Genomic DNA, 11485 nt, shown 5'->3' with positions numbered 1-11485 from the left:
GTGGGCAGGATGCGCCGCGGTCGGCATACCGCGTGCGAGGGTGCCGACCTGGTGCTGGGTGGTGGGCTTAACTCCCTAATTATATGGGGCGATGGGTGCGCCTCGCTGTGATTCGAGGCGCATTCGGGTCGACCCCTTGCGGCCGTGGTCGGCGTGTTGCCCGCCGGATCCTTCAGTGACGGGCGCGCGGCACGTAGCGGTCGGGGATGAGGATGGTGGGGGTGCGCTGCGAGGCGTCGCGGCGCGGGAAGTCGAGGGTGTAGTGCAGCCCGCGGCTCTCGCGCCGGCGCAGCGCCGACTGGATGATCAGGTCGGAGACCTCGAGCAGGTTGCGCAGCTCGATGAGGTCGTTGCTCACCCGGAAGTTGGCATAGTACTCGATCACCTCGTGGGCGAGCAGGTCGGCGCGGCGCTTGGCGCGACGCAGCCGCTTGGTGGTGCGCACGATGCCGACATAGTCCCACATGAAGCGGCGCAGCTCCTCCCAGTTGTGGGTGACCACCACCTCCTCGTCGGGCTCGGTCACCCGGCTCTCGTCCCACTCCGGCGCGTCGGGAGCGAACTCGACCTTGGGTGCCAGGCGGGCGATGTCCTCGGCAGCGCGCTCGGAGTAGACCAGGCATTCGAGCAGCGAGTTGCTGGCCATGCGGTTGGCCCCGTGCAGCCCGGTGTAGGCGGTCTCGCCGCTGGCATAGAGCCCGGGCAGATCGGTGCGGGCGTGACTGTCGACCATCACCCCGCCGCAGGTGTAGTGCGCCGCCGGCACCACCGGGATGGGCTCGCGGGTGATGTCGATCCCCAGTTCGAGACAGCGGGCGTGGATGGTCGGGAAGTGCTCGATGATGAACTCGGCCGGGCGGTGGGAGATGTCGAGATAGACGCAGGGCGCGCCGAGACGCTTCATCTCGTGGTCGATGGCGCGCGCGACGATATCGCGCGGGGCGAGTTCGGCGCGCTCGTCGAAGCGCGGCATGAAGCGCTCGCCGTCGGGCAGCAGCAGCCGTGCGCCCTCGCCACGCAGCGCCTCGGTGATCAGGTAGGAACGCGCCTCGGGGTGATAGAGACAGGTCGGGTGGAACTGCATGAACTCCATGTTCGCCACCCGACACCCGGCGCGCCAGGCCATGGCGATGCCGTCGCCGGTGGAGACGTCGGGGTTGCTGGTGTAGAGATAGACCTTGTTGGCCCCGCCGGTGGCGAGCACCACGAAACGGGCCATGAAGGTCTCGACCTGGCCGTTGCCGAGATCGAGGATGTAGGCGCCGAGACAGCGATGATCGCGGCTGCCCGGCAGGTGTTTGGTGGTGATCAGGTCGACGGCGATGTGCTGCTCGTAGAGCGAGACGTTGGCGCGCTCGCGCACCTGCGCCTCGAGCGTGGTCGCCACCGCGCGCCCGGTGGCGTCGGCGGCGTGGACCACGCGCCGGTGCGAGTGCCCGCCCTCGCGGGTGAGGTGGTAGCCGCCGGTGCTCTGATAGGCCTCGTCGCGGGTGAACTCGACACCCTGGTCGAGCAGCCAGCGGATGTTGTCGGGGCCGCGCTCGACGACCATTCGCACCATCTCGCGATCGCACAGATGGGCGCCGGCCTTGAGGGTGTCCTGGACGTGCGACTCGATCGAATCGTGCTCGTCGAGCACCGCCGAGATACCGCCCTGGGCGTAGAGGGTGCTGCCCTCGACCAGTTCGCGCTTGGAGACCACCGCGACCGAGAGATCGGGATCGAGTCGCAGCGCGAGACTGAGCCCCGCGGCACCACTGCCGAGGATGAGGACGTCATGACGATGAACGGTTGCTGGCATGGTCGGGACTCGCTGCAATAGGGAACAGGGATGGTTCAACGCCGGTCTCGGGAGGTGCTCGGGGCCGGAGTCGTCTCCACGCCGCGGCGCGGGGCAGCCTTCATTTTTATGCCGCCGGGGTCGGGAAATCCAGTCCGCACGCCGTGCCACTGCCGTGTCGTGACGATGGCGGCGACCGATCGATGGGGCCGTGAGCGTTGCACGGACTTGCCGCTTCGAGCGATTCCGGTCAGGATTGCATGCTTTGATTCGCACGGTCGGGGTCGGATTTTTGCGGCCCTGTCCGAAGAACTTCCTAACCGGGGAGCTGTCCATGCCAACGGAGCCGATGGTCGGGGGACCGGCGGTCGTGACCCATGTCTGAGCGTCAGGCCGATCAGGAGCTGGTCGAGCGCGCCCAGGCCGGTGACAAACGCGCCTTCGACCTCTTGGTGCTGAAGTACCAGCAGAAGATCTCCAACCTGATCTCGCGCTATCTGCGCGACCCGGCGGAGGTGATGGATGTCGCCCAGGAGTCCTTCCTCAAGGCCTATCGCGCCTTGCCGGGGTTTCGCGGAGAGAGCGCCTTCTACACCTGGCTCTACCGGATCGCCGTCAACACCGTCAAGAATCATCTCGTCGCCCAGGGGCGGCGCCCGCCGGGTGGCGATGTCGAGGCCGAGGTGGCCGAGCAGATGGAAGGCGGCGGGCGGTTGCGCGATGGCGCCACGCCCGAGCGTGAGCTGCTCGGCGACGAGATCGCGCGCACGGTCCAGGCCGCGCTCGACGACCTGCCCGATGACCTGCGCACGGCGATCATGCTGCGGGAGTTCGAGGGCATGAGCTATGAGGAGATCGCCAATGCCATGGAGTGCCCGATCGGCACCGTGCGCTCGCGCATCTTTCGGGCGCGTGACGCGATCGACAAGCGATTGCGTCCGTTGCTCAAGCCCTGAATATGGGCGTCAACCGCCCGTGCGGCATGTCCGTTCGGGCCTTGGGTGGCCCAGCGCTCGGCTCGCGCGATGACGCGTGAACCTCGGGTGCAAGGCCGAGACAGCGACAGAACCCAGCGCAGGCGTGAACCAATGACCGAGCTAAGACAACGACTTTCCGAACTCCAAGACGGCGAACTCGACTCCGCCAGCGCCGGGCGCCTGCTCGACACGCTGGCGCACGATGACGCGTTGCGCCAGACCTGGGCGCGCTACCAGATGATCGGTCACGCCATCCGCGGCGAGCGACTCGATCCGTCGTGCGCCGGGGTGGCCGATGCGGTGCGTGAGCAGGTGGTGGCCGACGCCCTGGTGTTCCATCAGCGCCATCGCTTCCAGCCGCGCCGCGCGCTGGCGCCGGCAGCGGGGATGGCGCTGGCCGCCGCCGCGGCCTTCGTCGCGGTGTTCGCGGTGCCGCCGCTGTTTCTCCAGGGCGGCGACCGGCTCGAGGGCGGCTTCCCGGCCACGGCGCAGCATCAGGCACCGCCGCCTGCGGTGGTCACCGTCGGCGACGGGCGCTGGGGCATCGATCGCCCGGATCTCGCCAACAAGCTCGATCTGTTCCTGGTCACTCATCAAGACACGGCCTCCGCCAGCGGGGCCAAGGGCATGCTGCCTTATGCGACCTTCGTCGGTTATGAATCGCCTCGCTAGTCCCCGGTCGACCGGTCGGGTCTGCCTGCTCCTGCTGTGTCTGAGCACGCCCCTGGCCGGGGCGTCGGGAGAGCAGGCGCGCATGCGCTCCGATGCGCCGGTCGCCGAGTTGCTCGACCGGATGTCCGAGGCGCTGCGCGCGCTCAGCTACGAGGGCACCCTGGTCTATCTCCATGACAACCAGCTCGAGACCCTGCACCTGATCCATCGTGTCGCCGCCGGTCACACCCAGGAGCGTCTGGTTGCGCTCAGCGGCCCGGTGCGGGCGCTCTCGCGCGACTCCCGGCGGGTCAACTGCACCATGCGTGACGGCTACGGCATCTCGGTGCGGAGCGCCGGCGGCGGTGGCGGCCTGATCGACACCAACGGCATCGACCCCGAGCGCCTCGGCGAACACTATCGTGTCGAACGGTTGGGGCGGGGGCGGGTGGCCGGGCGCGATACCGAGGTGATCGGCATCATCCCGCGCGATGCGCTGAGATACGGCTATCGCTTCCATATCGACCGCGCGACCGCGCTGCCGCTCAAATCCGATCTGATCGACCGCTCCGAGCAGGCGCTCGAGCAGCTGATGTTCGCCACCGTCACCTTCCACCCCGACGACGGCACCGAGCCCGAGGCCGCGCCCCAGGGCGTGCGCGAGGCGCCGGTGACCGAACCGCCGCCGCAATGGCGGTTCGTCGATCAGCCCACCGGGTTCGAGCTGGTGACCCATCACCGAATCCCACAGGACGACGGCGGCGAGCTCGAGCACTTCCTGTTCACCGACCGGCTCTCGGCCTACTCGATCTATGTCGAACGGACGGCCACCCCCGGGCTCGAGGGGGCGACCAACATCGGTGCCGTGCATGCCGCCGGGGCCTGGCGCGCCGGTTATCAGATCACCGCGGTCGGCGAGGTGCCGGTCGCGACCGTGGAAGCGGCGGTGGCGGGCGTGCGCCGCCACGCCGAGGACTGAACCATGATCGAAGAACAGGGGCGGGTGATCGCCCGCGACGGTGATCACGTTCGCGTCCGGACCCAGCGGCGCAGCGTCTGTGGCGGTTGTGCCGCGCGTGGCGCCTGTGGCACATCGTTGCTCGAGCGGCTGTTCTCGCGGCGCGCCGCCGAGGTCCGCGCACGTGATCGGATCGGGGTCGAGGTCGGCGACGAGGTGGTCCTGGCGATCTCGGCTCAGGGCGTGCTTCGGCTCTCGCTCGCGGCCTATCTGGCGCCGACCCTGGGGCTGGTGCTCGGTGCCGTGGCGGGAAACGCACTCGGTGGCGCCGCGTCCGATCCGCTGGGGTTGCTCGGGGCCGGTTTGGGTCTTACTCTCGCACTGGTGTGGCTTCGCGGCTACAGTCGTGCCCTGGCCCGGGATCCATCACGCCAGCCGGAGGTGATCCGTCGTCTCGGCGCCGAGCCGCTGCGGGTGACCTTGCTCGAGCCCTGACGGCTGATTGCGCCCGTCGCTCCAGGCGCCCGCGAACCCGCCAGCCAAGCGGCCCCGGCCGCGCCGATGAATCATTGAGGAGCAACCATGCGCTCGAAACCCCGTCTCTCGCTCGCTCTGACCACCTTGCTCTGCTGCGCCCTGGCGCCGGGGATGGCCGTCGGGCGTACCCTGCCGGACTTCGCCAGCCTGGTTGCCGAGAACGGCCCCTCGGTGGTCAACATCAGCACCAAGCAGCACACGTCCTCGGTCTCCGAGATGCACGGCTTCACCATCCCCGACCTGCCCGACGAGGGGCCGCTGCGCGACTTCTTCGATCGCTTCTTCGGCGAGGAGGGCGAGCTGCCCGACGACATCGAGTCGCGCTCGCTCGGCTCCGGCTTCATCGTCTCCTCCGACGGCTTCGTGATGACCAACTCGCATGTCGTCGAGGGCGCCGACGAGATCGTGGTGCGCACCAGCGATCGGCGCGAGTTCGTCGCCGATCTGGTCGGCACCGACAAGCGCAGCGATATCGCGCTGCTCAAGGTCGACGCCGAGGGCCTGCCGGCGGTGCGCATCGGTTCCTCCAAGGATCTCCAGGTCGGTGAATGGGTGCTGGCGATCGGCTCGCCCTTCGGCTTCGAGTCCTCGGCCACCGCCGGTATCGTCAGCGCCAAGGGGCGTAACCTGCCCTCGGAGAACTATGTCCCCTTCATCCAGACCGATGTCGCCATCAATCCCGGTAACTCAGGGGGGCCGCTGTTCGATCTCGATGGCCGCGTGGTCGGCATCAACAGCCAGATCTACAGCCGCACCGGCGGTTTCATGGGGTTGTCGTTCGCGATCCCGATCGATGTCGCCATGGATGTGATCGAACAGCTCAAGACCAAGGGGCGCGTGACCCGTGGCTGGCTCGGGGTGATGATCCAGGACGTCACCCGCGAACTGGCCGCGAGCTTCGGCCTCAAGCAGCCGCGCGGCGCGCTGGTCGCCGAGGTGTTGGCCGACAGCCCGGCGGCGGCGGCCGGGTTGCGCCCGGGCGACGTGATCCTCGCCTTCGACGGCAAGGACGTGCTCACCTCCAGCGCCTTGCCGCCGCTGGTCGGGGTGACGCCGATCGGTGAGCAGGCCGAACTCAGGGTGCTGCGTCGTGGCGAGCGGATCAGCCTCTCGGTCACCATCGCCGAGCTGCCCGAGGAGGACGCCTTCGCCGCGCCGCCGGCGCTCGATGAGACCCCGGCCAACCGTATCGGCCTGGTGGTGCGCGCCATCGCCCCGGAGCAGCGCGAGCACTTCGGCGTCGAGCAGGGCGGGGTGATGGTCGAGGCCCTCGAACCCGGCCCGGCCGAGCGCGCCGGGCTGCGCGCCGGCGACCTCATCCTGATGCTCGACGGCCAGCCGGTCGCCGACCCCGCCGATTTCGAGCAGATCCTCGCCGGGATCGAGCCGGGGCGCTCGGTGGCGGTGCTGGTGCAACGCAGCGACGGGCGGATGTTCTTCGCCATCCGCATGCCCGACCCCGAATGATCCGGGCATCGGCCCCGGCCAGCGCGGCTATCCTCTTCGCTGGCCGCTGGCCGCTGGCCGCTGGCCGCTGGCCGCTGGCCGCTGGCCGCTGGCCGCTGGCCGCTGCCTGATGCGCCGTCCCCCGCGCCTCTGGTAAGATGAGCGGCTATCTGTCGCGATGCCTCGCCCTCAACCGGGCGGCATCGCGATCACTCGCATTCATCAGCCGCTGGGCGCACACGCAATCCCGATGACCGATCTCTCCCACATCCGTAACTTCTCGATCATCGCCCATATCGATCACGGCAAGTCGACCATCGCCGACCGCTTCATCCAGGTCAGCGGAGCCCTGACCGATCGCGAGATGTCGAGCCAGGTGCTCGACTCCATGGACCTCGAGCGCGAGCGCGGCATCACCATCAAGGCGCAGAGCGTCACCCTGAACTATCAGGCGCGCGACGGCGAGACCTACCAGCTCAACTTCATCGACACCCCCGGTCACGTCGACTTCTCCTACGAGGTGTCGCGTTCGCTCGCCGCCTGCGAGGGCGCGCTGCTGGTGGTCGATGCCGCCCAGGGCGTCGAGGCGCAGAGCGTGGCTAACTGCTACACCGCGATCGACCAGGGGCTCGAGGTGCTGCCGGTGCTCAACAAGATCGACCTGCCCTCGGCCGAGCCCGAGCGGGTGATCGGCGAGATCGAGGAGATCATCGGCCTGGAGGCGACCGATGCGCTGCGGGTGAGCGCCAAGACCGGTCTCGGCATCCCCGATCTCCTCGAGGCGCTGGTCGAGCGCATCCCGCCGCCCGAAGGCGACCGCGAGGCACCGCTGCAGGCGCTGATCATCGACTCCTGGTTCGACCCTTACGTCGGCGTGGTCTCGCTGGTGCGGGTGGTCAACGGCGAGATCCGTCGTCGCGACAAGATCCAGATGCTGTCCACCGGGCGCACCCATCAGGTCGATGCGGTCGGCGTCTTCACCCCGAAGAAGACCGACCGCGAGTGTCTCTCCACCGGCGAGGTCGGCTTCCTCATCGCCGGCATCAAGGAGATCGACGGCGCGCCGGTGGGCGACACCATCACCCATCCCGACAACCCCGGTGCCAAGCTGCCGGGCTTCAAGGAGATGCGCCCGCGCGTCTTCGCCGGGCTCTATACCGTGGTCACCGACGACTACGAGGACCTGCGCGAGGCGCTCGGCAAGCTGCGCCTCAACGACGCCGCGCTCTACTACGAGCCCGAGGTCTCCCAGGCGCTCGGCTTCGGCTTCCGCTGCGGCTTCCTCGGCATGCTCCACATGGAGATCATCCAGGAGCGGCTCGAGCGCGAATACGACCTCGACCTCATCACCACCGCGCCCACCGTGGTCTACGAGGTGCTGCGCAACGACGGCGAGCTGATCAAGGTCGACAACCCCGCCAATCTGCCCGAGCCGAACCAGATCGCCGAGGTCCGCGAGCCGATCATCGAGGCCCACATCCTCGTCCCGCAGGACTATCTCGGCGCGGTCATCACCCTCTGTATCGAGAAGCGCGGGGTACAGAAGAACCTGCAGTATCTCGGCGGCCAGGTGCAGGTCACCTACGACCTGCCGCTGAGCGAGGTGGTGCTCGACTTCTTCGACCGGCTGAAGTCGGTCAGCCGTGGCTTTGCCTCCTTCGAGTACGAGTTCAAGCGCTTCGAGGCCGCCGACCTGATCAAGCTCGACGTGTTGATCAACGGCGACAAGGTCGACTCGCTGTCCTCGATCGTCCATCGCGCGCAGTCGCAGTCGCGTGGGCGCGAGGTCACCGAGCGGATGAAGGAGCTGATTCCGCGGCAGATGTTCGAGGTCGCCATCCAGGCGGCTATCGGCACCAAGATCATCGCTCGCACCACGGTCAAGGCGCTGCGCAAGAACGTCACCGCAAAGTGCTACGGCGGTGACGCCACCCGCAAGCGCAAGCTGCTCGAGAAGCAGAAGGCCGGCAAGCGGCGCATGAAGCAGGTCGGCAAGGTCGAGATCCCGCAGGAGGCCTTCCTTGCCGTGCTCCAGGTCGGCAAGGATAATTGAGCCCGCCGGCCGCGCGCCCGGTGCGCGCGGCCCCGGCGCCCGTCACTCGCCGCTCGCCCGTTCGGGTGGACGCGCCCGCCGTCGCCTGTCGCCCCCCCGGGGCACGGACCATCCCCTAAGGACCAAGAGACCCTGCAGACGCAATGACCAACTTCGACTTTCCCGCCTTCCTGGTGCTGGCCTCCGTGGTGACCGGCGCGATCTGGCTGCTCGACGCGCGCTGGCTTGCCCCGCGTCGCCGTGCCGCCGCCGGTGGCGCCCCGGTCAAGGAGCCGGTGGTGGTGGAGTATGCGCGCGCCTTCTTCCCGGTGATCTTCGCGGTGCTGATCCTGCGCTCGTTCGTGGTCGAGCCCTTCCGCATCCCCTCGAACTCGATGATGCCGACCCTGCTCACCGGTGACTTCATCCTGGTCAACAAGTACGCCTACGGGCTGCGTCTGCCGGTGCTCAACGCCAAGTTCGTCGACATCGGCGAGCCCGAGCGTGGCGACGTGGTGGTGTTCCGCTTCCCGCTCGACCCCTCGACCGACTACATCAAGCGGGTGATCGGGCTGCCCGGCGACGTCATCGGCTATCGCGGCAAGACCGTCTATCTCAACGGCGAGCCGGTGGCCCAGCTGCCGATCGGGCGCTACACTGGTGTCGGCTCCGGGCGAGAGATGACCGGCGCGCGCGAGGCCCTCGAGAGCCTCGACGGGGTCGAGCACAGCATCCTCACCCGTTCGCGCGCCCCCGATCTGCCGCCCGGCTGCCGGGTGCTCGCCTTCGGTTCGGTCAAGGTGCCGGAGGGGCAGTACTTCGTGATGGGTGACAATCGCGACAACAGCAATGACAGTCGCTGCTGGGGCTTCGTCCCGGAGGAAAATCTGGTCGGCAAGGCGTTCGGCATCTGGATGCACTGGGACGGTGCCCGCGACGGCCTGCCGATCGCCTGGTCGCGACTCGGCGACGGAATCGACTGAGGGACGCGCGATGCCGACACGCAGATACACGACGCCGGCCCGCCGGCAAGCTGGGGCCGGGATCCTCTCCTTCACGATCCTGGTCGGGCTGGCGGCTTTCTTCATCACCTTGCTGCTCAAGCTCGGGCCGATCTACATGCAGAACCTGACCATCCAGTCGGTGATGGACGGGCTCGAGGATCCGGTCGAGCCGGTGGGCAGGAATCCGCGCAAGATCACCGACTATCTCATGCGCAATCTCGACATCAACGGGATCACCTCGGTCTCGGCGCAGGAGTTCGTCATCAAGCGGACCGATGCCGACCGACTCAGCGTGGTCCTCGAGTATGAACGTCGCACGCATCTGTTCTTCAACGTCGATGCCGTGCTCACGTTCCACAATCAGGTGGAAATCAGCACTCAGTGAATGCAGACCCCAGACGGCTGGCCCGTGTGCTCGGGCACGAGTTCGCCCGCCCCGAACTGCTCGAACAGGCCCTGACGCACCGCAGCGTCGGCCCGAACAACAACGAACGTCTCGAATTCCTCGGCGATGCCCTGATCGGGCTGCTGATCGCCGAAGCGCTCGGCCATCGCTTCCCCGAGGCCGACGAAGGCACGCTCAGCCGTCTGCGCGCGAGCCTGGTCAAGCGCGAGTCGCTGGCCAAGCTCGCCCGCGGCATCGAGCTGGGCGACTACATGCGCCTGGGGGCGGGGGAGCTGCGCACCGGCGGTCACGCCCGCGACTCGATCCTCGCCGATGCCCTGGAGGCGGTGCTCGGCGCCGTCTATCTCGACGGTGGCTTCGCCGTGGCCAATACCGTGGTGGCCAAGCTGTTTGCCGAGCGCCTCGAGCAGACCAGCATCAACCGTTCCGGAAAGGACCCCAAGACCCGGCTGCAGGAGTTCCTCCAGGCCCACAAGCGGCCGTTGCCGGGCTATACGGTGATCACCATCGAGGGTGATCAGCATGCACAATCCTTCACCGTGGTCTGTGCGCTCGGCGATGCCGATCTGACCACCCGAGGCACCGGCACCAGCCGGCGCCGTGCCGAACAGGCGGCCGCCGAGGCCATGCTGGAGATCCTCGAACATGAATGACGCCATCACCGGTCGCTGCGGCACCGTCGCCATCGTCGGGCGCCCCAACGTCGGCAAGTCGACGCTGCTCAACCGCATCCTCGGTCAGAAGCTCGCGATCACCTCGCACAAGGCGCAGACCACGCGCCACTCCATCCTCGGGGTCAAGAGCCGCGCCGAGGGACAGATCCTGTTCGTCGACACCCCGGGCATCCATCGTCGCGGCGAGAGTGCGCTCAACCGCTATCTCAACCGTACCGCGCGCGCCGCGCTCGCCGACACCGACCTGATCCTGTTCGTGGTCGAGGCGCTGCGCTGGACCGAGGAGGACGAGCAGGCGCTCGCCGCCGTCGCCCGCGCCGGGGTCGAGTGCATCGCGGTGATCAACAAGGTCGACCGGGTCGAGGACAAGGAGGCGCTGCTGCCCTTCCTCCAGACCCTGGGCGAGCGTCACGCCTTCCGCGAGCTGTTCCCGGTCTCGGCGGCGCGCGGCAGTCAGGTCGAGGCGCTGGAGCAGGCGGTGCTCGCCGCGCTCCCCGAGGGCGAGCCGATCTTCCCCGAGGACCAGCTCACCGACCGCTCGGAGCGCTTCTTCGCCGCCGAGCTGCTGCGCGAACAGCTCACCCAGCGCTATGGCGAGGAGCTGCCGTATCGCACCACGGTCGAGATCGAGCGCTTCGAGGCGGTCGACGGGCGCTATATGATCAACGCCCTGATCTGGGTCGAGCGCCCGGGACAGAAGGCGATCATCATCGGCAAGCAGGGCGAGTCGCTCAAGGCCACCGCCACCCAGGCGCGTCTGGAGATGCAGAAGCTCTTCGACTGCCCGGTCCATCTCGAGGTCTGGGTGAAGATCAAGAAGAGCTGGTCGAGCGACGAGGCCGCGCTCGCGCGGCTCGGTTACAGCGAGGACTGATCGGCGGCGGTGAGCGCCAGCGCCTGTCACGGCTTCGTCCTGCACCGGCACGACTATCGCGACACCAGCCTGCTGGTCGAGCTGTTCTGTGTCGGTCGCGGGCGGCTGCCCGCGGTCGCCCGCGGCGCGCGGCGCGCGCGCTCGGG

Annotated in this window: 12 protein-coding genes; 11 read left to right on the top strand and 1 reads right to left on the bottom strand. The window is 68.3% G+C overall.

Features of this window, described 5'->3' with window-relative positions:
* Positions 1-172 precede the first annotated feature (172 nt).
* Positions 173-1801: an L-aspartate oxidase gene (gene nadB / locus EBL84_RS11995; RefSeq protein WP_123141036.1), complete on the bottom strand. Its 1629-nt coding sequence runs from the start codon at positions 1799-1801 to the stop codon at positions 173-175.
* 356 nt (positions 1802-2157) lie between these two features.
* Here nadB and rpoE point away from each other — a divergent pair, with 356 nt between their 5' ends.
* The 11 genes from rpoE to EBL84_RS11940 all read left to right on the top strand — a co-directional run.
* On the top strand, positions 2158-2736 hold the full coding sequence (rpoE, locus tag EBL84_RS11990) for an RNA polymerase sigma factor RpoE (RefSeq protein WP_062274792.1): 579 nt from the start codon (positions 2158-2160) through the stop codon (positions 2734-2736).
* A gap of 132 nt (positions 2737-2868) precedes the next feature.
* Entirely contained in the window at positions 2869-3429 is a 561-nt protein-coding gene (locus tag EBL84_RS11985; protein ID WP_165913505.1) for a sigma-E factor negative regulatory protein, read from the top strand.
* A gap of 82 nt (positions 3430-3511) precedes the next feature.
* The gene (locus EBL84_RS11980) at positions 3512-4387 is read left to right on the top strand and encodes a MucB/RseB C-terminal domain-containing protein (protein WP_223806149.1); all 876 of its coding nucleotides are present in this window, start codon (positions 3512-3514) and stop codon (positions 4385-4387) included.
* A gap of 3 nt (positions 4388-4390) precedes the next feature.
* The gene (locus EBL84_RS11975) at positions 4391-4861 is read left to right on the top strand and encodes a SoxR reducing system RseC family protein (RefSeq protein WP_123141033.1); all 471 of its coding nucleotides are present in this window, start codon (positions 4391-4393) and stop codon (positions 4859-4861) included.
* An 87-nt stretch (positions 4862-4948) separates the two neighbouring features.
* Entirely contained in the window at positions 4949-6370 is a 1422-nt protein-coding gene (locus tag EBL84_RS11970) for a DegQ family serine endoprotease (protein ID WP_123141032.1), read from the top strand.
* Positions 6371-6599: 229 nt separating this feature from the next.
* A complete protein-coding gene (lepA, locus tag EBL84_RS11965) occupies positions 6600-8402 on the top strand; it encodes a translation elongation factor 4 (protein ID WP_123141031.1) in 1803 nt (600 codons plus the stop codon).
* A 143-nt stretch (positions 8403-8545) separates the two neighbouring features.
* Positions 8546-9364, top strand: coding sequence for a signal peptidase I (gene lepB / locus EBL84_RS11960; protein WP_062275028.1), 819 nt, complete (start codon positions 8546-8548; stop codon positions 9362-9364).
* Positions 9365-9374: 10 nt separating this feature from the next.
* A complete protein-coding gene (locus EBL84_RS11955) occupies positions 9375-9770 on the top strand; it encodes a DUF4845 domain-containing protein (protein ID WP_123141030.1) in 396 nt (131 codons plus the stop codon).
* Positions 9767-10444, top strand: coding sequence for a ribonuclease III (rnc, locus tag EBL84_RS11950; protein WP_123141029.1), 678 nt, complete (start codon positions 9767-9769; stop codon positions 10442-10444). Before EBL84_RS11955 ends, rnc begins: the two co-directional genes overlap by 4 nt.
* Positions 10437-11339 (top strand): GTPase Era, encoded by a 903-nt coding sequence (gene era, locus EBL84_RS11945; protein ID WP_123141028.1) that lies wholly within the window; start codon positions 10437-10439, stop codon positions 11337-11339. Before rnc ends, era begins: the two co-directional genes overlap by 8 nt.
* Before the next feature lie 9 nt (positions 11340-11348).
* On the top strand, positions 11349-11485 hold a 137-nt coding region (locus EBL84_RS11940), incomplete at its 3' end, for a recombination protein O N-terminal domain-containing protein (protein WP_190287954.1).

The sequence above is a fragment of the Marichromatium sp. AB31 genome, assembly GCF_003718685.1.
Taxonomy (GTDB): domain Bacteria; phylum Pseudomonadota; class Gammaproteobacteria; order Chromatiales; family Chromatiaceae; genus Marichromatium; species Marichromatium gracile.
This window is presented reverse-complemented; position numbering and strand designations above follow the sequence as displayed.